The following is a 22,596-nucleotide window of genomic DNA, read 5'->3' on the forward strand; positions in this document are numbered from 1 at the left end:
GAAAGTATGGTTGCTGAACTGACCGCGTTACGCGATCAAATTGATGAAGTGGATAAAGCGTTGCTTAGCCTGCTGGCTAAGCGTCTGGAGCTGGTGGCCGAAGTCGGCGAGGTGAAGAGCCAGTATGGCCTGCCGATTTACGTCCCGGAGCGCGAGTCGGCGATGCTCGCCTCCCGACGTGAAGAGGCGGCTGCGCTCGGCGTACCACCGGATCTGATCGAGGACGTTCTGCGTCGCGTGATGCGGGAATCCTATTCCAGCGAAAACGACAAAGGCTTCAAAACCCTGCAGCCGAATCTGCGGCCGGTGGTCATCGTCGGCGGCGGTGGGCAGATGGGCCGTCTGTTTGAGAAGATGTTAACGCTGTCCGGCTACCAGGTGCGTATTCTGGAAAAAAACGATTGGGCCCGGGCGGCGGATATCGTCGCCGATGCCGGCATGGTTATCGTCAGCGTACCGATTCACACCACCGTGGAGACGATCGGCAGGCTGCCGCCCCTTCCGGCGGATTGCATTCTGGTTGACCTTGCCTCGGTGAAAGCGGAGCCGCTGCAGGCGATGCTGGCGGCGCATCAGGGCCCGGTTCTTGGCCTGCACCCGATGTTCGGTCCGGACAGCGGCAGCCTGGCGAAGCAGGTGGTGGTCTATTGTGATGGCCGCCAGCCGGAGGCCTATCAGTGGTTCCTCGAACAAATCCAGGTTTGGGGCGCGCGGCTGCACCGCATCAGCGCCGTTGAGCACGATCAGAACATGGCCTTTATTCAGGCGCTGCGCCACTTTGCCACCTTCGCCTATGGCCTGCACCTGGCGGAAGAGAATGTACGTCTTGAGCAACTGCTGGCGCTCTCGTCGCCCATTTACCGACTGGAGCTGGCGATGGTAGGCCGTCTGTTTGCCCAGGATCCGCAGCTGTACGCCGATATTATTATGTCATCGGAAAACAACCTGGCGCTGATTAAGCGCTACTACCAGCGTTTCGGCGAAGCGATCGGCCTGCTGGAGCAGGGCGATAAGCAGGCGTTTATCGACAGCTTCCGTAAAGTCGAACACTGGTTTGGCGATTACGCCCAGCGTTTCCAGAGCGAGAGCCGCACGCTGCTGCGTCAGGCGAACGATAATCGGCAGTAAAGCGAAAAAGATGTATACAATAAAGCCAGCGACCGCTGGCTTTTTTTATAGGAATGACAACGATGGCTGAACCACAACCGCTGTTTGACTACACCGGATACCTGCCGGAATGCCCGACCTGGAGCGAGGCAGAACAGGCCCTCTACTGGGCTGATATCATGGAATGTGAAATTCACCGCTACGATATCCGCAGCGGAGAACACCAGGTGCTGCAGTTTCCGGAGGAGGTCGGCTGTTTTGCCCTGCGCGAGAAGGGCGGGTTTATCGTGGCATTGCGCAGCGGCATCTGGCTGACCGACGCCCACGGCCTGCTGCGGCGGAAAGTCTGCGATAACCCGAGCAACCCGGAGCTGGCGCGGTTTAACGACGGCGGGACCGATCGCGATGGGCGCTTTTATGCCGGTACCTTCTGGGGGCCTGGGGATTACAACGGCGCGCTGCTGATGCGAGTGGATAACGACCTGCAGCCGAAAGTGATCCAGTGTGACATCCATGGCGCCAATGGCCTGGCCTTTAGCGCCGACCGGCGCTGGATGTATACCTCTGATACGCCGAACGCCGTGATCTACCGTACGCCGCTGGATGAGCAGGGTGAGCCTGGCCGACGCGAAGTCTTTCGCCGTTTTCAGCCTGGCGAAGGGATCCCTGACGGGGCGGCGATCGACGTGGAGGGATGTTACTGGAGCGCAATGTTTGACGGCTGGCGGATCGCCCGTTTCTCGCCGCAGGGCGAGGAGCTGGAATCCTACCCGATGCCGGTTCGTTGCCCGACGATGGTCTGCTTCGGCGGGGCGGATATGAAAACGCTCTATATCACCACCACCCGGGAAAACATGGAGGACGATGAGCTGGCGCAGTATCCGCTGTCAGGCGCCATCTTCACCCTGCCGGTAGCGGTGGCAGGGATGAAGAAATTACCGTTCCGCGAATGTTAAACCGGATCCACCGGGACCACGTTTTCGCTAGGGTAGCAGCCGAGGACCTTCATGGAGCGGGTGATATCCGCCAGCTCCTTCAGCGCCTTGCGCATGGGCAGCGAATCCAGGTTGGCCTGAATATCGAGATAAAACATCTCTTCCCAGGGATTGCCGTGGATCGGGCGGGATTCCAGTTTGGTCATGATCAGATTGTGGTTGCGCAGCACCAGCAGGGCTTCCACCAGGGCGCCCGCCTGCTGACCGGTCGCCATTAACAGCGTGGTCTTGGCCGGCACCTGATCGGAGACGTTCACCGCTTTGCGCGCCAGGACGAGGAAGCGCGTGATGTTCTGCGTCTGGTTGGCCTGGCAGTGCTCCAGCACCTGCAGACCATACAGAGCGCCGCCCGCTTCGCTACCCAGGGCCGCGACGGCCGGGGAGTTCGCCTGCGCCACTTTTTCCATTGCCGCCGAGGTGCTCTCGGTATACTCAATCTTCCAGTGCGGGTAGCGGCTCAGGTACTGGCTGCACTGCTGGAACGGCTGCGGATGGCTGTAAACGGTCTGAATTTTATCGGCATCCGTCGAGGTGCTCACCAGTACGCAATGATCGATAGGGATCGTCAGCTCGCCAACGATCGACAGGCTGGTGTGCTGCAGCAGATCGTAGACGTCGTTGATCCCGCCGGAGCTGGTGTTTTCAATCGGCACCACCGCGTAATCGGCCTGGCCGGTTTCTACCTGATTAAAAATATCGGCGAACTTCGCGCAGCCGCTCTCAATAAACTGCTCAAAGTGGCGAGCGGCGTACTGACGCGCCGCCAGATGCGAGTAAGAGCCCTTGGGACCGAGGAACGCCACGCGGGCCGAATGCGGGTTAATTTTATTCAGATGCTGCTGCAGCAGGGTTTGCTGGGTAAGAACAGAGTCTTCGATAATCAGCTGGAACAGGCGGGTGATATAGTGCGCATCCAGATTATGGCGCTTGCCGATAGTCATCAGGCGCTCCAGCAGATCGCGTTCGCGGTCAATATCACGCACCGGACGATGGGAGGCCAGTTTGGCTTTTCCAACCTCAACAGCCAGTCCGCGGCGCTCCGCCAGCAGAGCAAGCAGCTTCTCGTCCAGGGCGCTTATCTTATCGCGCAGCGCCAGTAATGGGTTTTCCTCGGTCATAGATGTTGCCTTTGTTGTTATCAAATAAAAAAGGCCTCCCGGGTGGGAGGCCTTATTGTTCGTCTTCGCATTCTTTCTTATACGACGAATTGCCTCCCGGTCAGGGGAAGGTAAAAAAGAATGCGAAGAAGAACGGGACAAGTTTCATGGTAAATTCCTTTAGGTAGTGGGGATTACAGTACCTGTACTGTTTTCACTCTGTCAATAAAAAACGCGCCCGAAGGCGCGTGGCATGACACAACTTAAGTTAAGGATTACTCTTCTTCTTCCACAAAGCCTGCCTCTTTCACCGACGTCGCGGCGCGGCGGGCTTCCCCTTTGTGTTGCACTTTATTGAGCTGCCGTTCCAGCTTGTTGATCAATTCGTTAATGGCGGCGTACATATCTTCATGACGCGCACTGGCAACCAGATGGCCGTTTGGCGTGTTGATGGTTGCATCAGCGATAAAACCCTGCGGCTCCTTAGACAGAATGATGTGCGGGTTGATTAAATGAGTTTGCCACTTATCCAGTTTGGCGAGACGGTCTGCGACATGCTGGCGGATTGCCGGAGTAATTTCCATTTGTTTACTGGTAATGTTCATTGTCATAAATTTTACCTCTTGTCTTTCCCGTCTTGGTGAATCCAGCATACCTTTCCCAATGTCAAAATGTGTGATCTAAATCACATTTTATTGTCACTTTTTGTCAACAAATTCATTTTGTGAGACAGGGCAGGAAGAAGTGAGATTTTACTTGTCGAACCCGATAAAGCAGGCCATATTTGATGAGTTAACCCGGCGCTAAACCGCTTCAGCTCGTCGGGAAACGTATAAAAAAACGGCAGCCAGTGGCTGCCGTTTGCGATCGATGAGTCAGGCTCAGGTGTTCTTGCTGTTCGCGGCGATAATCTTCGCGACTTTGTCCGCCTGAGCGTTCATTTGCATCTGACGATAGGCGTTTTCCATCTTCGGCAGGGCATCGCGGGTGGCCTGGGTATCCGGATAATTACGCATCATCCCTTCCACACGGTTAACCACGGCAACCCATGCGCCACGATCGGTGTAGTAATCCACGACCGACAGCTCATATTTGGCCAGACGATCTTTCAGGAACACCATGCGTTTATAGGCGTCAGTGGCGTACTGGCTGTTCGGATAACCACGCACCAGTTTGGAGAAGTCATTGAAGGCATCGCGCGCGTGCTGCGGATCGCGGTCGGAGCGATCAACGCCGAAGAAGCCCTGAAGCGCGCTGTCATCCAGGGCCATGTTGGTCAGGCCGCGCATATAGATGACATAGTCGATGTTCGGATGGGTGGGGTTCAAACGCATGAAGCGATCGATAGCCGCCTGAGCCAGAGGAAGATCGGCGTTTTTATAATACGCATAAATCAGATCCAGCTGTACCTGTTGGGAATAAGGGCCGAATGGATAACGATTATCCAACGCTTCCAGTTGCGTTATCGCCTGTTTCCAGTTACCGTCCTGCAGTTTTTGCTGGGCGGTCGCGTAGATTTCATTCGGCGGATTATCAGGCACCTCTTCCTTAGAGCCGGAGCAACCCACCAAAGCCAGGCTCAGTGTGGCGGCTGCCACCAGGTATTTCATGCGCGTCATGACGTTTTGACTTCCTCAAAATGTTTATGCGGGAGAATCTCTGTTCCTGCTCCCGATTAAGACCAGCTACAATAGCACACTATATTAAACGGCAAAGCCGTAAAACCCAACGTTAAACGAAGAAGCTGTATATGGCACAACGAGTACAACTCACCGCAACGGTGACCGAAAATCAACTCGGTCAACGCTTAGATCAGGCTTTGGCCGAATTGTTCCCTGATTATTCGCGATCGCGGATAAAAGAATGGATCCTCGACCAACGCGTATTAGTCAATGGCACCATTGGCGATAAACCGAAAGAAAAAGTGCTGGGGGGAGAACGCATCGCTATCGATGTCGAAATCGAAGAAGAGGCGCGCTTCCAGCCGCAGGATATTCCGCTCAATATCGTTTACGAAGATGATGACATCATCGTGATCAATAAACCGCGCGATCTGGTTGTACATCCTGGCGCGGGCAACCCTGACGGTACTGTGCTGAATGCGCTGCTGCACTACTATCCGCCTATTGCCGATGTGCCGCGCGCGGGTATTGTTCATCGTCTGGATAAAGACACCACCGGTCTGATGGTGGTGGCGAAAACCATTCCGGCGCAAACCCGGCTGGTGGAGTCGCTGCAGCTGCGCGAGATCACCCGTGAATACGAAGCGGTGGCGATCGGTCATATGACCGCCGGTGGCACAGTGGAAGAGCCGATCAGCCGTCACCCGACCAAGCGTACCCATATGGCGGTGCATCCGATGGGCAAACCGGCGGTGACCCACTACCGCATTATGGAACATTTCCGCATCCATACCCGCCTGCGTCTGCGTCTGGAAACCGGTCGTACACATCAGATCCGCGTGCATATGTCGCATATCACCCATCCGCTGGTAGGCGACCAGGTCTATGGCGGCCGGCCGCGTCCGCCGAAGGGCGCGTCGGAGGAGTTCATCACCGCGCTGCGTAAATTCGACCGCCAGGCGCTGCATGCCACCATGCTGCGCCTGTATCACCCGATCTCCGGCATTGAAATGGAGTGGCACGCGCCCATCCCACAGGATATGGTCGAGCTCATCGAGGCGATGCGCGCCGATTTTGAAGCCCATAAGGACGATATTGACTGGTTATGACGAAACTGATTGTACCGCAGTGGCCAATGCCCGGCAGCGTGGCGGCCTGTAGTTCTACCCGCATCGGCGGCGTGAGTCTGCCGCCCTATGACTCGCTCAACCTGGGCGCCCATTGCGGCGACAATCTGCAGGATGTCGAAGAAAACCGGCGGCGGATGTTTGCCGCCGGCGGCTTGCCGTCTTACCCGGTTTGGCTGGAGCAGGTCCATGGCACCGAGGTTCTGACGCTGGACGGCGGACCCTATCAGTCGAAACGCGCGGATGCCTCTTATAGTCGTACGCCAGGGACCGTCTGCGCGGTGATGACCGCTGACTGCCTGCCGGTGCTGTTCTGTAACCGCGACGGCACCGAAGTCGCCGCGGCGCACGCGGGATGGCGCGGCTTATGCGAAGGGGTTCTGGAAGCGACGGTTGCTCGTTTCGCCGATAAAGCCGAAAATATTATGGCGTGGCTGGGGCCCGCCATCGGTCCGCAGGCGTTTGAGGTGGGACCGGAAGTCCGGGATGCCTTTATGGCGAAGGACGAGAATGCGCACCGGGCTTTTCGTCCGGCAGGCGAAAAATATTTTGCTGATATCTACCAACTGGCGCGGCAGCGTCTGGCAAACGTCGGCGTTGAGCTGATTTTCGGCGGCGATCGCTGCACGCTAAGCGAAAAGGATGATTTTTTCTCTTACCGGCGCGACAAGACCACCGGTCGTATGGCAAGTTTCATTTGGCTGATATAACCTAGAGAATCAAGACGATCCAGAAGGCAAACTTATTTTTCACATAGTTCGGGTCTTTAACCTTGAATAATTGAGGGATGACCTCATTTAATCTCCAGTAGCAAATTTGACCTGTTTATGGGAGGAGTTATGCGTCTGGATCGTCTTACCAATAAATTCCAGCTTGCTCTTGCCGATGCCCAGTCGCTCGCACTCGGGCACGACAACCAATTCATCGAACCTCTTCATTTAATGAGCGCCTTGCTGAATCAGGAAGGGGGATCGGTACGTCCTTTATTAACCTCGGCGGGCGTGAATGCCGGGAAACTGCGCACTGACATCGAACAGGCCTTGAGCCGTTTACCGCAGGTGGAAGGCACCGGCGGCGATGTGCAACCTTCTCAGGATTTAGTGCGGATCCTCAACCTTTGCGACAAGCTGGCGCAAAAGAAAAAGGACAACTTTATTTCGTCGGAACTGTTCGTTCTGGCGGCGCTTGAATCACGCGGTACGCTGACCGACCTTTTAAAATCCGCCGGAGCAACAACCGCCAACGTGACTCAGGCGATTGAACAAATGCGCGGAGGGGAAAGCGTGAACGATCAGGGTGCCGAAGACCAACGTCAGGCATTGAAGAAATTTACTGTCGATCTCACCGAGCGTGCCGAGCAGGGCAAGCTGGATCCGGTGATCGGCCGTGATGAAGAGATTCGCCGTACCATTCAGGTACTGCAGCGTCGTACCAAAAACAACCCGGTGCTGATCGGTGAACCCGGGGTGGGTAAAACGGCAATCGTCGAAGGCCTGGCGCAGCGTATCGTCAACGGCGAAGTACCAGAAGGGCTGAAAGGCCGTCGGGTATTGGCGCTGGATATGGGGGCGCTGGTGGCCGGGGCGAAATACCGCGGTGAGTTTGAAGAGCGTCTGAAAGGCGTGCTGACCGACCTGTCCAAACAGGAAGGCAACGTCATTCTATTTATCGACGAACTGCATACCATGGTTGGCGCTGGTAAAGCCGACGGCGCGATGGATGCGGGTAACATGCTGAAGCCGGCGCTGGCGCGTGGTGAACTGCACTGCGTCGGGGCGACGACGCTTGATGAATACCGTCAGTACATCGAAAAAGACGCCGCGCTGGAACGTCGCTTCCAGAAAGTGTTCGTCGCCGAGCCTTCGGTAGAAGATACCATCGCGATTCTGCGCGGTCTGAAAGAACGTTATGAGCTGCACCACCACGTGCAGATCACTGACCCGGCTATCGTGGCGGCGGCGACCTTATCGCATCGCTATATTGCCGACCGTCAGCTGCCGGATAAAGCCATCGACCTCATCGATGAGGCGGCATCCAGCATCCGTATGCAGATTGACTCCAAACCGGAAGAGCTGGACCGCCTCGATCGGCGTATTATCCAGCTGAAACTGGAACAGCAGGCGCTGAAGAAAGAGTCTGATGAGGCGAGCCTGAAGCGTCTCGATATGCTCAACGAGGAGCTGGCGGATAAAGAACGGCAGTACTCGGTGCTGGAAGAAGAGTGGAAAGCGGAAAAAGCGTCGCTCTCCGGCACCCAGACTATTAAAGCCGAGCTGGAACAGGCGAAAATCGCTATCGAACAGGCGCGTCGCGTCGGCGATCTGGCGCGGATGTCCGAGCTGCAGTACGGCAAAATTCCGGAACTGGAGAAACAGCTGGCGGCTGCCACTCAGTCCGAAGGGAAAACCATGCGTCTGCTGCGTAATAAAGTGACGGATGCTGAAATCGCCGAAGTGCTGGCTCGCTGGACCGGTATCCCGGTCTCCCGCATGATGGAAAGCGAGCGTGATAAACTGCTGCGTATGGAGCAGGAGCTGCATCATCGGGTGATTGGCCAGGATGAAGCGGTTGAAGCGGTATCCAACGCTATTCGCCGCAGCCGTGCCGGGCTGTCCGATCCGAACCGGCCGATTGGTTCGTTCCTGTTCCTCGGTCCAACCGGGGTCGGTAAAACCGAGCTGTGTAAAACGCTGGCTAACTTTATGTTCGATAGCGACGACGCGATGGTGCGTATCGATATGTCCGAGTTTATGGAGAAACATTCCGTCTCGCGTCTGGTCGGTGCGCCTCCGGGATACGTCGGCTATGAAGAGGGCGGTTACCTGACCGAGGCGGTGCGCCGTCGTCCTTATTCCGTCATCCTGCTGGATGAAGTGGAAAAAGCGCACCCGGATGTGTTCAACATTCTGCTGCAGGTACTCGACGACGGGCGTCTCACCGACGGGCAGGGGAGAACGGTCGACTTCCGTAATACGGTAGTCATCATGACCTCGAACCTCGGTTCCGATCTGATTCAGGAACGGTTCGGCGAGCTGGACTACGGACATATGAAGGACCTGGTGCTGGGGGTAGTCAGCCAGAACTTCCGTCCGGAGTTCATCAACCGTATCGACGAAGTGGTGGTCTTCCATCCGCTGGGCGAGAAACATATTGCCTCTATTGCCCAGATCCAGCTGCAGCGTCTGTATAAACGTCTGGAAGAGCGCGGATATGAAGTGCAGATGTCCGATGAGGCGCTGAAGCTGCTGAGCGCCAACGGTTACGATCCGGTATACGGCGCGCGGCCATTGAAACGTGCTATTCAGCAGCAGATTGAGAACCCGTTAGCCCAGCAGATCCTTTCCGGTGAGCTGGTTCCGGGTAAAACCATCGAGCTGGTAGTAAAAGACGACCGCATTGTGGCAGTGCAGTAAATCACAAAACGACAAAAACGAGCCCAGCGGGCTCGTTTTTGTTTAAAAACCAGGCAAGAATTAAAACTCAATACCTGATTTGGTTGAAAAGTGAGCGGTTGAATTCTTTTTTTGAATTTATCCTTGTCACTTCAGAATTACCCCCTATAATGCGCCTCCACTGACACGGAACAACGGCAAACAAGCCGCCGGGCCAGGAGGATTCAGCGACGGAAATCGACGTTGAAAGCCGACAGAGAAAAGCAAAATAAGCGCTTGACTCTGAATGAGGAAAACGTATTATACGGGACCTCGCGACAGAGCGCTAAAGCGCGTCGCAACTGCTCTTTAACAATTTATCAGACAATCTGTGTGGGCACTCAAAGTGACATGGATTCTTAACGTCCTCGGACGAAAAATGAATACCAAGTCTCAAGAGTGAACACGTAATTCATTACGAAGTTTAATTCTTTGAGCATCAAACTTAAATTGAAGAGTTTGATCATGGCTCAGATTGAACGCTGGCGGCAGGCCTAACACATGCAAGTCGAGCGGTAGCACAGAGAGCTTGCTCTCGGGTGACGAGCGGCGGACGGGTGAGTAATGTCTGGGAAACTGCCTGATGGAGGGGGATAACTACTGGAAACGGTAGCTAATACCGCATAACGTCGCAAGACCAAAGTGGGGGACCTTCGGGCCTCATGCCATCAGATGTGCCCAGATGGGATTAGCTAGTAGGTGGGGTAACGGCTCACCTAGGCGACGATCCCTAGCTGGTCTGAGAGGATGACCAGCCACACTGGAACTGAGACACGGTCCAGACTCCTACGGGAGGCAGCAGTGGGGAATATTGCACAATGGGCGCAAGCCTGATGCAGCCATGCCGCGTGTGTGAAGAAGGCCTTCGGGTTGTAAAGCACTTTCAGCGGGGAGGAAGGCGTTAAGGTTAATAACCTTGGCGATTGACGTTACCCGCAGAAGAAGCACCGGCTAACTCCGTGCCAGCAGCCGCGGTAATACGGAGGGTGCAAGCGTTAATCGGAATTACTGGGCGTAAAGCGCACGCAGGCGGTCTGTCAAGTCGGATGTGAAATCCTCGGGCTCAACCTGGGAACTGCATTCGAAACTGGCAGGCTAGAGTCTTGTAGAGGGGGGTAGAATTCCAGGTGTAGCGGTGAAATGCGTAGAGATCTGGAGGAATACCGGTGGCGAAGGCGGCCCCCTGGACAAAGACTGACGCTCAGGTGCGAAAGCGTGGGGAGCAAACAGGATTAGATACCCTGGTAGTCCACGCCGTAAACGATGTCGATTTGGAGGTTGTGCCCTTGAGGCGTGGCTTCCGGAGCTAACGCGTTAAATCGACCGCCTGGGGAGTACGGCCGCAAGGTTAAAACTCAAATGAATTGACGGGGGCCCGCACAAGCGGTGGAGCATGTGGTTTAATTCGATGCAACGCGAAGAACCTTACCTGGTCTTGACATCCACAGAACTTTCCAGAGATGGATTGGTGCCTTCGGGAACTGTGAGACAGGTGCTGCATGGCTGTCGTCAGCTCGTGTTGTGAAATGTTGGGTTAAGTCCCGCAACGAGCGCAACCCTTATCCTTTGTTGCCAGCGGTTAGGCCGGGAACTCAAAGGAGACTGCCAGTGATAAACTGGAGGAAGGTGGGGATGACGTCAAGTCATCATGGCCCTTACGACCAGGGCTACACACGTGCTACAATGGCATATACAAAGAGAAGCGACCTCGCGAGAGCAAGCGGACCTCATAAAGTATGTCGTAGTCCGGATTGGAGTCTGCAACTCGACTCCATGAAGTCGGAATCGCTAGTAATCGTAGATCAGAATGCTACGGTGAATACGTTCCCGGGCCTTGTACACACCGCCCGTCACACCATGGGAGTGGGTTGCAAAAGAAGTAGGTAGCTTAACCTTCGGGAGGGCGCTTACCACTTTGTGATTCATGACTGGGGTGAAGTCGTAACAAGGTAACCGTAGGGGAACCTGCGGTTGGATCACCTCCTTACCTTAAAGAACCTGCCTTTGTAGTGCTCACACAGATTGTCTGATGAACGTAAAGAAGCAAGGCGTCTTGCGATTGAGACTTCAGTGTCCCCTTCGTCTAGAGGCCCAGGACACCGCCCTTTCACGGCGGTAACAGGGGTTCGAATCCCCTAGGGGACGCCACTTGCTGGTTCGTGAGTGAAAGACGCGTGCCGATGTATCTCAAAACTCATCTTCGGGTGACGTTTGAGATATTTGCTCTTTAAAAATCTGGATCAAGCTGAAAATTGAAACGACACACAGTCAATGTGTGTTCGAGTCTCTCAAATTTTCGCAATCAGAAGTGAAACATCTTCGGGTTGTGAGGTTAAGCGACTAAGCGTACACGGTGGATGCCCTGGCAGTCAGAGGCGATGAAGGACGTGCTAATCTGCGAAAAGCGTCGGTAAGGTGATATGAACCGTTATAACCGGCGATGTCCGAATGGGGAAACCCAGTGTGATTCGTCACACTATCGTTAACTGAATACATAGGTTAACGAGGCGAACCGGGGGAACTGAAACATCTAAGTACCCCGAGGAAAAGAAATCAACCGAGATTCCCCCAGTAGCGGCGAGCGAACGGGGAGCAGCCCAGAGTCTGAATCAGCTTGTGTGTTAGTGGAACGGTCTGGAAAGTCCGACGGTACAGGGTGATAGTCCCGTACACCAAAATGCACAGGTTGTGAACTCGAAGAGTAGGGCGGGACACGTGGTATCCTGTCTGAATATGGGGGGACCATCCTCCAAGGCTAAATACTCCTGACTGACCGATAGTGAACCAGTACCGTGAGGGAAAGGCGAAAAGAACCCCGGCGAGGGGAGTGAAAAAGAACCTGAAACCGTGTACGTACAAGCAGTGGGAGCACCTTCGGGTGTGACTGCGTACCTTTTGTATAATGGGTCAGCGACTTATATTCTGTAGCAAGGTTAACCGTATAGGGGAGCCGCAGGGAAACCGAGTCTTAACTGGGCGTTAAGTTGCAGGGTATAGACCCGAAACCCGGTGATCTAGCCATGGGCAGGTTGAAGGTTGGGTAACACTAACTGGAGGACCGAACCGACTAATGTTGAAAAATTAGCGGATGACTTGTGGCTGGGGGTGAAAGGCCAATCAAACCGGGAGATAGCTGGTTCTCCCCGAAAGCTATTTAGGTAGCGCCTCGTGAATTCATCTTCGGGGGTAGAGCACTGTTTCGGCTAGGGGGTCATCCCGACTTACCAACCCGATGCAAACTACGAATACCGAAGAATGTTATCACGGGAGACACACGGCGGGTGCTAACGTCCGTCGTGAAGAGGGAAACAACCCAGACCGCCAGCTAAGGTCCCAAAGTCATGGTTAAGTGGGAAACGATGTGGGAAGGCACAGACAGCCAGGATGTTGGCTTAGAAGCAGCCATCATTTAAAGAAAGCGTAATAGCTCACTGGTCGAGTCGGCCTGCGCGGAAGATGTAACGGGGCTAAACCATGCACCGAAGCTGCGGCAGCGACACTATGTGTTGTTGGGTAGGGGAGCGTTCTGTAAGCCTGCGAAGGTGACCTGTGAGGGTTGCTGGAGGTATCAGAAGTGCGAATGCTGACATAAGTAACGATAAAGCGGGTGAAAAGCCCGCTCGCCGGAAGACCAAGGGTTCCTGTCCAACGTTAATCGGGGCAGGGTGAGTCGACCCCTAAGGCGAGGCCGAAAGGCGTAGTCGATGGGAAACAGGTTAATATTCCTGTACTTGGTGTTACTGCGAAGGGGGGACGGAGAAGGCTATGTTAGCCGGGCGACGGTTGTCCCGGTTTAAGCATGTAGGCTGGTTATCCAGGCAAATCCGGATAATCAAGGCTGAGGTGTGATGACGAGGCACTACGGTGCTGAAGTAACAAATGCCCTGCTTCCAGGAAAAGCCTCTAAGCATCAGGTAACATCAAATCGTACCCCAAACCGACACAGGTGGTCAGGTAGAGAATACCAAGGCGCTTGAGAGAACTCGGGTGAAGGAACTAGGCAAAATGGTGCCGTAACTTCGGGAGAAGGCACGCTGGTGTGTAGGTGAAGTCCCTGCGGATGGAGCTGAGACCAGTCGAAGATACCAGCTGGCTGCAACTGTTTATTAAAAACACAGCACTGTGCAAACACGAAAGTGGACGTATACGGTGTGACGCCTGCCCGGTGCCGGAAGGTTAATTGATGGGGTTATCCGTAAGGAGAAGCTCTTGATCGAAGCCCCGGTAAACGGCGGCCGTAACTATAACGGTCCTAAGGTAGCGAAATTCCTTGTCGGGTAAGTTCCGACCTGCACGAATGGCGTAATGATGGCCAGGCTGTCTCCACCCGAGACTCAGTGAAATTGAACTCGCTGTGAAGATGCAGTGTACCCGCGGCAAGACGGAAAGACCCCGTGAACCTTTACTATAGCTTGACACTGAACATTGAGCCTTGATGTGTAGGATAGGTGGGAGGCTTTGAAGCGTGGACGCCAGTCTGCGTGGAGCCAACCTTGAAATACCACCCTTTAATGTTTGATGTTCTAACGTTGGCCCCTGACCGGGGTTGCGGACAGTGTCTGGTGGGTAGTTTGACTGGGGCGGTCTCCTCCCAAAGCGTAACGGAGGAGCACGAAGGTTAGCTAATCCTGGTCGGACATCAGGAGGTTAGTGCAATGGCATAAGCTAGCTTGACTGCGAGCGTGACGGCGCGAGCAGGTGCGAAAGCAGGTCATAGTGATCCGGTGGTTCTGAATGGAAGGGCCATCGCTCAACGGATAAAAGGTACTCCGGGGATAACAGGCTGATACCGCCCAAGAGTTCATATCGACGGCGGTGTTTGGCACCTCGATGTCGGCTCATCACATCCTGGGGCTGAAGTAGGTCCCAAGGGTATGGCTGTTCGCCATTTAAAGTGGTACGCGAGCTGGGTTTAGAACGTCGTGAGACAGTTCGGTCCCTATCTGCCGTGGGCGCTGGAGAATTGAGGGGGGCTGCTCCTAGTACGAGAGGACCGGAGTGGACGCATCACTGGTGTTCGGGTTGTCATGCCAATGGCACTGCCCGGTAGCTAAATGCGGAAGAGATAAGTGCTGAAAGCATCTAAGCACGAAACTTGCCCCGAGATGAGTTCTCCCTGAGACTTTAAGTCTCCTGAAGGAACGTTGAAGACGACGACGTTGATAGGCCGGGTGTGTAAGCGCAGCGATGCGTTGAGCTAACCGGTACTAATGAACCGTGAGGCTTAACCTTACAACGCCGAAGATGTTTTGGCGGATTTGAGAATTTTCAGCTTAGATTCAGAGTTGAGTACGCAATAATTTGCGCAGCAGCAAGGCGACAAGCGACGGAAAGGAAGGAGCATACTAAAGTATGTGACTGACTTTACGAGCGCAGGCAACGCAGCTGATGCGATAAAGAATTGCGTACTGAGCACAAAGAATTTGCCTGGCGGCACTAGCGCGGTGGTCCCACCTGACCCCATGCCGAACTCAGAAGTGAAACGCCGTAGCGCCGATGGTAGTGTGGGGTCTCCCCATGTGAGAGTAGGGAACTGCCAGGCATCAAATAAAGCAGAAAGCCCGGTCGAAAGACCGGGCTTTTTGTTTTATCTGTTGTTTGTCGGTGAGCGCTCTCCAGAGTAGGACAAATCCGCCGGGAGCGGATTTGAACGTTGCGCAGCAACGGCCCGGAGGGTGGCGGGCAGGACGCCCGCCATAAACTGCCAGGCATCAAACAAGTGAAGAGCCCATCCTGTCGGATGGGCTTTTTGCGTTTCTGTCGTCCGGCCAGTGTGCCGGTATGCCTCCCCGGTGGCGCTGCGCTTGCCGGGGCTACGGATCCGACACGGGGCTACGTCCCTGTGGCCGGACAAGGTGCGCAGCACCGCCTCCGGCGAAAATTACGCCATGCCCGCTCCATTATCTCCTTTCAACGCAAAATAAAACCCCGTCATGGCAATCCCTTCGCCATAATCCACTTTTTCCCTGCCCCTGCGCTGGCGATGATCGCGAAAACCGTGCTTGCGAAAAAAAATGTGAATCCAATCACATATAAAAATATAACAATTATATAACATTTAGTTTACTAATTAATTTGTCTGCGTGACGTGGTACGCCCGACAAGACAGATTGCAGTCTTTGCTGGAGCAATATAACAATGACAGAAAGTAGCATTACCGAACGGGGCGCGCCGGAACTGGCCGATACCCGTCGTCGTATTTGGGCAATTGTTGGCGCTTCCTCGGGGAATCTGGTTGAATGGTTTGATTTTTACGTTTACTCATTCTGCTCGCTCTATTTCGCGCACATCTTCTTTCCATCCGGAAATACCACCACCCAACTGCTGCAAACGGCAGGCGTATTTGCCGCCGGATTTCTGATGCGTCCTATCGGTGGATGGCTGTTTGGTCGGATCGCTGACCGCCGGGGACGTAAAACGTCCATGCTTATCTCGGTCTGCATGATGTGCTTTGGCTCACTGGTGATTGCCTGTCTGCCGGGTTATGCGGTGATCGGCACCTGGGCCCCGGCGCTGCTGCTGGCGCGTCTGTTCCAGGGGCTGTCTGTTGGCGGAGAATACGGCACCAGTGCGACCTATATGAGTGAAGTCGCGGTGGAGGGTAAGAAAGGCTTCTATGCCTCCTTCCAGTACGTTACGCTGATTGGTGGTCAACTGCTGGCTGTATTAGTGGTTGTGGCGCTCCAGCAGGTGCTTAGCGATGAAGATCTCCATGCCTGGGGATGGCGTATTCCTTTTGCCCTCGGGGCGGTACTGGCTATTGTCGCGCTGTGGCTGCGTCGCCAGCTGGACGAAACCTCGAAGCAGGAGACCCGGGCGCTGAAAGAGGCTGGCTCATTTAAAGGGTTGTGGCGCAATCGCCGGGCCTTTGCGATGGTGTTAGGCTTTACCGCCGCCGGATCGCTGACCTTCTACACCTTCACCACCTATATGCAAAAGTATCTGGTCAACACGGCGGGCATGACGGCCAGCACCGCCAGCGTGATCATGACCGCGGCGCTGTTCGTTTATATGCTGGTTCAGCCGCTATTCGGCGCCTTCTCGGATAAAGTTGGCCGCCGGACCTCCATGCTGTGCTTTGGCGTGCTGGCGACGTTATTTACCGTGCCTATTCTCAGCGCCTTGCAAAAAGTGAGCTCACCCTATGCCGCCTTCGGCCTGGTGATCTGCGCCTTACTGATTGTCAGTTTCTATACCTCGATCAGCGGCATCCTGAAAGCAGAGATGTTCCCGGCTCAGGTTCGCGCGCTTGGGGTCGGGTTGTCCTATGCCGTCGCGAACGCATTGTTCGGCGGCTCTGCGGAGTACGTCGCGCTGTCGCTTAAGTCGGCAGGGATAGAGCACGCGTTCTACTGGTATGTGACGGTGATGGCCGCCATTGCCTTCCTTGTCTCCCTGATGTTGCATCGCAAAGGGAAGGGGTTGCGTCTGTAACGCTTACTGATGAGCCAACTGCCATACAGCGTAGCCGGTGGTCGCGCCGGCGACATCCCAGGCAAAATCCTTCCAGCTCCAGCCGCTCCCAGCCGGGCGGCTGTCCCAAAGCTCTTTTGAGGCGCCAAGGCTGACGGAAAACATCAGGCCGATAGCGGCGCTGCGGTCCCGGCTGTAACCCTGATGTTGCGCATATTCATTGCCAGCGGCAGAGAGCATCGCTGAGGCCAGAAAATGCTGGGCTTTGTCCTGACCGGACCATGCATCATTTGCCATGTGGCTGCAGCCGGTTAACAGCAGCGAAGCAATCACTATTATCGTACGCATAGCACTTCCAGAAAAAAGCCCCGTCGAGGCGGGGCTGATAGTCAGAGAATACGGCTGATCAGCCGGTCAATGCGGATCCGCCGCAGGCGGCGGATCAGTTTTCGCACTTTCACCGGATAGTCGGCGATACTTTGCAGATCCCGATAATGTTTCACTACCGTGGTGTGGGTGCGGATGAGCTTCAGCTCTTTCTCCCGCATGGCCCCCAGCTGCCGCTTTGGATCGTGGATCAGAATGGCGTTTTCCAGATCGAGCCGCCAGGCGCGCGGGTTCAGGTTGTTGCCAGTGAGCAGCATCCACTCATCGTCAACCCACATGCCTTTCAGGTGGTAGCTGTTATCGTCATCCTTCCACAGGCGGACGATCAGCTGATCGGTATTGACATAATACTGCAGCCGGCTGAGGAAACGCCGCAGGTTGATCTCATACAGATAGGGAAGGGCGCCGATGATTTTAAACGGCTGATCTTCAGGAATGTAGAAATCGTTAGCCGTTTTATCGCCGACAATAATCTCCACCTGTTTACCGTCGCGCAGCAGCTGGATGATATTTCTTACCAGTACGGCAGGGAGGTTGAAGTAGGGGGTGCAGATCGTCAGCTTGTGTTCGGCACAGGGCATCAGGTGAAAGATGGTTTTATTCAGCAGGCTCGATTTACCCAGGCCTACCAGCGGGGTGACGGAGAGTTCTTCGTCACCAGCGGTGCCGACAAAATGGTAGCTGCGGTCGCGGAGCTCCTGACGGTACTGGCGAATGTCGTTTTTGATTTCCGGGCTTTTTGGCCGATCCGGTCTGTCGAGACGGTTAACGCCGCGCCCCTGAACCAGATTGTTGTCGACCCAGTCGAACATGATGTCCGCCATTTTGCCGTTACGGATGCACTGATAGCGATCATAGCGATACTTATCATGCTGATGCAGATAAACATCATTCAGGCTGGCGCCGCTGTAGAGGACGCAGTCATCAATAATAAAGCCTTTGAAATGGAGAACGCCGAGCGCCTCCCGGGTGTTAATCGGCACGCCGTAAACGGGGATATCTACCCCTGGATTTTCATTGGCCATCCGACAATACCAGTCGGCATTGGTATTAGAGGCGGCGGCGCCGATACGGCCACGCTGAGCGCGGTGCCAGTCCACCAGAACGCGGACATCCAGTTCCGGACGCTGGCGTTTGGCGTCATAAAGGGCCTGCAAAATTCCTTTTCCGCCATCATCTTGCTCCAGATAGAGCGCAATAATGCATATACGCTGAGTGGCGTGGGCAATCCGGGTCAGTAACGCTTCCCTGAATTCCGCAGGGGCGTAAAAGAACTCTACATCATCAACTGACTGAGAAAGCTTAGGGAGTTGGGCAAGGTGTTGTTGATGTTTATTACGCTTAAATTTTGACAACATCACAGTGCGTTTCTTCTCTGTTTATTGAAGGGTCTTCTGTACCATGCAGACGACGTAAGCGGGCAATAATACCATTACTACCCGCTAATGTGGTCAACAATTGCGGTCAGCGTCGCGCGATTATCCCTGATTCAGGGGCAGCGACAGGCTGACAATCCCATCTTCCAGCTGAATATCGACGGTGAATCCCAGCTTTCTGGCGAGGCCTATCATGCCTCGGTTATTTGGCATCGTAATACCATTAAGGCGCTGCAGGCCATGGCTTTGCGTATAGGCGATCAGCTTTTCCAGCAACCTTCGCCCCAGGCCTAACCCTTTTAAATCTGAACGGACCAGAACGGCAAACTCGGCTTCAATATTATCGGGATCGGAGATCGCCCGCGTCACGCCGAGGATCTCGCTCTTCTCTGCGCTGGTCCTGACGGCAACGAACGCCATTTCTCGATCGTAGTCGATCTGGGTCATATTGGCTAAGTCGTCATGGGTAAATTCGTTGATCTCACTAAAATAGCGATAATAGAGATCTTCTTTGGTGACCTGGGCGATAAATGCGAGCAACTGTGGCTCATCTTCCGGGAGGATCGGCCGGAACAGACAGCGATCGCCATTTTTCATCACCACCCACTCCTCCAGTTGGTGCGGATAGGGACGAATAGCGAGACGGCTTTCACTGTCGCCGCTGAAGGGAGCAAGCCCCAGGGTAACGTCCAGCGCCGTAAACTCGTTGCCGGAGGCGAGCAGGGGATGAATATCCAGGCGCTGGATCTCCGGGCAGTCGACGATCAGGTTCGAGACCTGAACCAGCAGCTGGCTTAAGCCAGCGATATCCAGTGGGCGCAAGGCGCTGCGGCCGCGGATCTTCTTATTTTTGATCGCCTGGATCACCAGATAACGCGCCAGGTTCATATTCAGCGGCGGCAGCGCCACGGCGGCCTGGTCCTCGGCCCGCCACTCCACGCCGCCCTCGCCCAGCATAATCAACGGGCCGAAGACGGGATCGTGCTCAACCACTACTCTTAGCTCCTGGGCGCCAGCGCGATTGGCCATGCTTTGCACCAGCAATCCATGAATGCGCGCCTGGGGCCAGGCCAGTTTGACGCGATCGATCATCGCATCTGCAGCCTGCTGTACCTCGGCGGCGGTACGCAAATAGAGCATGACCCCCTGTACTTCCGATTTGTGCGGGATATCCGGAGAACGCAGCTTCAGCGCAACCGGATAGCCTATCTGCTCAGCGATATGCACCGCTTCCGCGCTGTCAGCGGCAATCCAGGTTGGCAGCGTGTGGATGCCATAGGCCCGAAGCACCGGGCTGACCTCGTGAGTATCCAGCGTGGTGGCGCCGTCTTCTATCGCTTGCTGCAGCAGAGCATGCGCCTCGCTGGTATTGGCGGTTAAGGAGTCTGGTAGCACCGGCGTCTCGCGCAGTTGTTTCTGGTTGCGACGGTATTCCACCATATGCATAAAAGCGGTGATCGTGCCCTCCGGCGTACGGTAGGTAGGGAGGCCGGCATCGCTGAATAAACGTCGCGCTTCCTGCGAGGAAAATTCGCCGCACCAGTTGGTCAGCACGGTGACATATTTACCGCGCGGGTGATGCTTCAGAGCGTCAATCAGGGCCAGGGCACTCTCGGTGCCCGGCGCGGCGGCGCTGGGAGAGTGGATCACCAGCAGCGCGTCATAGTCCTGACTGTTGAGCAAAACATTCACCGCCCGCTGATAGTGTTCGCTACTGGCGTCATCGCGTAGATCCAGCGGGTTGGCGATCTCCACGCCAACCGGCAACGCCTGGCGCAGGGCGTCGCGCGTCTCCTCGCTGAGAGCCGCCAGCTTACCGTTTCGCAACCAAAGCTCATCCAGCGCCAGCGCCGCCGGCGCCGCACCGTTGCTGACGATCATCAGTTTTTCACCGCGCAGCGGGCGCATGTGGCTGAGGGTTTCCACCGCAGAGAACAGCTCATGGGTATCCTGCACCCGCAGCAGACCAGCGCGCTGAATGGCCGCATCCCATGCCGGGTCCATCCCGGAATTGGCGTGCAATAGCTTCTGCGCCGCCGGACTACGGCCGCTTTTAATCACCAGGATAGGTTTGTTTCGCGAAGCGCTGCGCGCGGCGGAGACAAAGCGGCGCGCGTCGCTGAGATGCTCGAGGTACAGCAAAATGGCGCTGGTCTTGCTGTCGCGGGCCAGAAAGTCCAGCAGGTCATCGACATCAATATCCAGGCTATCACCCAGGGCGATGAAGTAGGAAAAACCCATCTCGCGCTGTTGCGCCCAGTCAAGGATAGTATTGGAGACGGCGGCCGACTGCGAGATAAAGGCCAGTTTACCGCGATGGATCGGCACCGGTGAAAAGCTGGCGTTCAGCCCTTGCCATGGGGCCAGCAGTCCGAGACTGTTGGGGCCGAGCAGACGCATCTGATAGCGCGCGGCGCATTCGAGCAGCGCCGGGTACTGTTCCGGCTGCGAAGAGAGGATGATGCAGGTCTTGCAGCCTTTTTGCCCTAAGGCTTCGAGCAATTCGAGATTACGCCTGGCGTTAGTACAGAGCACCGCCAGATCCGGCGTAAACGGCAGGCTCTCGATGGTAGGCCATGCCAGTACCCCAAGAACCGCCTTCCAGGCGGGGGTGACCGGCATCACCGGGCCATTGAAGCCGCCGGCTAACAGGTTGCGCATCATGAGATAGCCAGCGCGCTGCGGCTTCATTGATGCGCCAATAACGGCGATGGACTTTGGTCGCAGCAGCGCTTCCAGGCCTCGTTGGCTCATACCGGTCTCCTTTCATCCCAGTGACCGAATGATTTTAAACGTTTTCCACCTGGCCCGCTGTGATACTGCCCTTATGCTGGGTTTTTCCCGCCAGATAGCGGGTCCGGAAGCGGGTGAAGTGCTCGCCAAGCGCAGCGGCGGCCGGGGCATCGCCCGCCAGATCCAGCAGGGCGATGGCCACTTCCGCGGTACAATATTGTCCGTCGGCGTGCGCCTCGCGCAGATGGTAGGCAGAGATGCGCGACAGATCGACGGAGATAATCGGCAGCGCGTCGAGATAAGGACTCTTACGGAACATTTTGCGCGCTTCGGTCCAGGTGCCGTCGAGCATGATAAACAGCGGCGGTTTACCGGACGGCGGCGCGCTCAGGACCTGGCGATCCGGCCCGGCATAGGAGGCCGGAAATACGACCATGGGCTGATAATCAGGATGGGCGACCAGATCGAGCAGCGCCTGCGGCGGTTCGGTACGCGACCACTGAAACGCTTCGGTATCTGGCAGAATATCGGCGATGAGCCGGCCAGTGTTGCTGGGCTTCATCGGTTCCGTATCAAACATCACCAGGCAGAAGCGGCTGGCGGCCTGCGCTGAGGTTAACGTGGCGCACAGGCATTGCTTGAGCGGCAGCAGACAGCGCTGGCAGCGGCGGATGCGATTGCCGCGCGCAAGGAAAGGGCGGGTAGCTCGCGCGAGACGTTCGGCGCGCAGGCGAAGGACAGCGTTATCAGTCATGGGAGTCGCTAGTGAAAAACGCTATTGTCGCAGAGGTGAAAACGGGGCACAAGCGGTGCCCCGGAAGGGTTATTGTTGGCCGGCTTCGTTAAGCCAGCTATCGAATGGCGCTTTTGGCACTGCGCCATTGAGCATGTCGATCACTTCGCCATTTTTGAACATCATAATGGTCGGGATGCTGCGGATACGAAACCGGGCGCTAAGCTCACGTTCCGCTTCGGTGTTGACTTTCACAAAACGCATCTTCCCGCTACGCTCTTCCGCGACGTCTTCAAAGATCGGCGCGAAGCTACGGCAGGGTCCGCACCATGGCGCCCAGAAATCGACAACGACCGGCAGATCGTCCTTCAAGAGTTTATCCAGCGTTGCCCCGGTCGCGTTGATGACGTCGCCATCAAAAAGATCGTGACCGCAGCGTCCGCACTTTGCGCCATCCGCGCTACGATCGTCCGGGAGGCGGTTCAGAGCCTGACAACTGGCACAAACGGTATTCATAACTAACCTCTGGTTATGGGTTGCAACGTGGCACGTGGCCGATATGTTTCTGTGATGTT

The 22,596-nt window shown here is 55.6% G+C and carries 15 protein-coding genes, 1 tRNA gene, 3 rRNA genes and 1 other annotated feature; of the genes, 10 read left to right on the plus strand and 9 right to left on the minus strand.

What is annotated here, in order from left to right; translation table 11 throughout:
• Positions 1-6: 6 nt before the first annotated feature.
• Both tyrA and KB890_RS20680 read left to right on the plus strand, forming a co-directional pair.
• Positions 7-1,128, plus strand: a complete 1,122-nt coding sequence (tyrA, locus tag KB890_RS20675; protein ID WP_002914113.1) for a bifunctional chorismate mutase/prephenate dehydrogenase — start codon at positions 7-9, stop codon at positions 1,126-1,128.
• A gap of 62 nt (positions 1,129-1,190) precedes the next feature.
• Entirely contained in the window at positions 1,191-2,063 is an 873-nt protein-coding gene (locus KB890_RS20680) for an SMP-30/gluconolactonase/LRE family protein (RefSeq protein ID WP_004174805.1), read from the plus strand.
• Here KB890_RS20680 and pheA read toward each other — a convergent pair.
• The 4 genes from pheA to bamD form a co-directional block, all read right to left on the minus strand.
• Positions 2,060-3,220: a bifunctional chorismate mutase/prephenate dehydratase gene (pheA, locus tag KB890_RS20685; protein ID WP_004150975.1), complete on the minus strand. Its 1,161-nt coding sequence runs from the start codon at positions 3,218-3,220 to the stop codon at positions 2,060-2,062. The two genes, KB890_RS20680 and pheA, sit on opposite strands and share 4 nt — an antisense overlap.
• 24 nt (positions 3,221-3,244) lie before the next feature.
• Positions 3,245-3,369: a sequence feature (Phe leader region), on the minus strand.
• Positions 3,321-3,368, minus strand: coding sequence for a pheA operon leader peptide PheL (gene pheL / locus KB890_RS20690; protein ID WP_100250063.1), 48 nt, complete (start codon positions 3,366-3,368; stop codon positions 3,321-3,323). It overlaps the preceding feature by 48 nt.
• Positions 3,370-3,474: 105 nt before the next feature.
• The gene (gene raiA / locus KB890_RS20695) at positions 3,475-3,810 is read right to left on the minus strand and encodes a ribosome-associated translation inhibitor RaiA (protein WP_002914111.1); all 336 of its coding nucleotides are present in this window, start codon (positions 3,808-3,810) and stop codon (positions 3,475-3,477) included.
• Between the two features lie 270 nt (positions 3,811-4,080).
• The gene (bamD, locus tag KB890_RS20700; RefSeq protein ID WP_004145664.1) at positions 4,081-4,818 is read right to left on the minus strand and encodes an outer membrane protein assembly factor BamD; all 738 of its coding nucleotides are present in this window, start codon (positions 4,816-4,818) and stop codon (positions 4,081-4,083) included.
• Between the two features lie 131 nt (positions 4,819-4,949).
• On the opposite strand from bamD, the gene rluD reads away from it, so the two are divergent.
• The 8 genes from rluD (at position 4,950) to KB890_RS20740 (ending at position 16,813) form a co-directional block, all read left to right on the plus strand.
• Positions 4,950-5,930 carry a 23S rRNA pseudouridine(1911/1915/1917) synthase RluD gene (gene rluD, locus KB890_RS20705; RefSeq protein WP_002914110.1) on the plus strand — a complete coding sequence of 327 codons (981 nt, stop codon included), beginning with the start codon at positions 4,950-4,952 and terminating at the stop codon, positions 5,928-5,930.
• Positions 5,927-6,658 (plus strand): purine nucleoside phosphorylase YfiH, encoded by a 732-nt coding sequence (yfiH, locus tag KB890_RS20710; RefSeq protein WP_004180948.1) that lies wholly within the window; start codon positions 5,927-5,929, stop codon positions 6,656-6,658. The genes rluD and yfiH overlap by 4 nt, the downstream gene beginning before the upstream one ends.
• A 129-nt stretch (positions 6,659-6,787) precedes the next feature.
• On the plus strand, positions 6,788-9,361 hold the full coding sequence (gene clpB, locus KB890_RS20715; protein WP_004150973.1) for an ATP-dependent chaperone ClpB: 2,574 nt from the start codon (positions 6,788-6,790) through the stop codon (positions 9,359-9,361).
• A 465-nt stretch (positions 9,362-9,826) separates the two neighbouring features.
• A 16S ribosomal RNA gene (locus KB890_RS20720) occupies positions 9,827-11,366 on the plus strand.
• 85 nt (positions 11,367-11,451) lie between these two features.
• Positions 11,452-11,527, plus strand: a tRNA-Glu gene (locus KB890_RS20725).
• 182 nt (positions 11,528-11,709) lie between these two features.
• Positions 11,710-14,611 (plus strand): 23S ribosomal RNA (locus KB890_RS20730).
• Positions 14,612-14,805: 194 nt separating this feature from the next.
• A 5S ribosomal RNA gene (gene rrf, locus KB890_RS20735) occupies positions 14,806-14,921 on the plus strand.
• Together the 16S, 23S and 5S rRNA genes with 1 tRNA gene alongside form the textbook arrangement of a ribosomal RNA operon.
• Positions 14,922-15,517: 596 nt before the next feature.
• Complete coding sequence (locus tag KB890_RS20740; protein WP_020324862.1) at positions 15,518-16,813, plus strand: MFS transporter; 1,296 nt, start codon at positions 15,518-15,520, stop codon at positions 16,811-16,813.
• A gap of 3 nt (positions 16,814-16,816) precedes the next feature.
• On the opposite strand, the gene KB890_RS20745 is transcribed toward KB890_RS20740, so the two are convergent.
• The 5 genes from KB890_RS20745 to trxC form a co-directional block, all read right to left on the minus strand.
• On the minus strand, positions 16,817-17,140 hold the full coding sequence (locus tag KB890_RS20745) for a YfiM family lipoprotein (RefSeq protein ID WP_002914095.1): 324 nt from the start codon (positions 17,138-17,140) through the stop codon (positions 16,817-16,819).
• A gap of 41 nt (positions 17,141-17,181) precedes the next feature.
• Positions 17,182-18,537, minus strand: a complete 1,356-nt coding sequence (gene pssA, locus KB890_RS20750; protein WP_004180947.1) for a CDP-diacylglycerol--serine O-phosphatidyltransferase — start codon at positions 18,535-18,537, stop codon at positions 17,182-17,184.
• Between the two features lie 120 nt (positions 18,538-18,657).
• A complete protein-coding gene (locus tag KB890_RS20755) occupies positions 18,658-21,309 on the minus strand; it encodes a bifunctional acetate--CoA ligase family protein/GNAT family N-acetyltransferase (RefSeq protein ID WP_020324863.1) in 2,652 nt (883 codons plus the stop codon).
• Positions 21,310-21,343: 34 nt separating this feature from the next.
• A complete protein-coding gene (tapT, locus tag KB890_RS20760) occupies positions 21,344-22,042 on the minus strand; it encodes a tRNA-uridine aminocarboxypropyltransferase (protein WP_002914092.1) in 699 nt (232 codons plus the stop codon).
• A gap of 69 nt (positions 22,043-22,111) precedes the next feature.
• Positions 22,112-22,537 carry a thioredoxin TrxC gene (gene trxC, locus KB890_RS20765; RefSeq protein WP_002914091.1) on the minus strand — a complete coding sequence of 142 codons (426 nt, stop codon included), beginning with the start codon at positions 22,535-22,537 and terminating at the stop codon, positions 22,112-22,114.
• Positions 22,538-22,596: the final 59 nt, after the last annotated feature.

Origin of the sequence: Klebsiella sp. P1954, assembly GCF_018199955.1 — a bacterium.
In the GTDB taxonomy this organism is placed as follows: Bacteria; Pseudomonadota; Gammaproteobacteria; order Enterobacterales; family Enterobacteriaceae; genus Klebsiella; species Klebsiella pneumoniae.